The 404-nt window shown below is 64.1% G+C and carries 1 protein-coding gene; it reads right to left on the reverse strand.

The genetic code is table 11. From position 1 onward, the window contains the following. On the reverse strand, positions 1 to 365 hold a 365-nt coding region (locus tag EOA19_RS35075; protein ID WP_164893141.1), incomplete at its 3' end, for an AMP-binding protein. Positions 366 to 404: the final 39 nt, after the last annotated feature.

Consider the following 404-nt stretch of genomic DNA (forward strand, 5'->3'; position numbering starts at 1 on the left):
ATATCGCCGGTGTGAAACACACGCTGGTCGGGAAAATTGAGGTCGGTGCCGAAATGCTTTGCCGTTTCGGACGCCTGCCGCCAATAACCGTCTGCCAGGAAAGCGCTGCGGACGACGAGTTCGCCGACGCCTCCCTGTTCGACCGGCTGGCCATCTTCATCGACGACCAGGAGAGACTTGTCCGCGACTGGTCGCGGCGCCGGTACCGTGCCTGGCGCGAGCAACTCGCCCGGAGCTACCGAAGCCACCGCGATGTGACCGGCTTCGGTGGAAGAGAAGCGATGGCGCAAGGCACAGGACGTCGCGAAGTGATGGCGCCATTGCTCGACGTCCGAGGCAACGACCGTTTGACCCGCCAGCGCCACCAAGCGTACCGATGGATGCAGGCCCGAGCCCACGGACTA

The sequence above is a fragment of the Mesorhizobium sp. M7A.F.Ca.US.010.02.1.1 genome (assembly GCF_004023085.1).
Classification (GTDB): domain Bacteria; phylum Pseudomonadota; class Alphaproteobacteria; order Rhizobiales; family Rhizobiaceae; genus Mesorhizobium.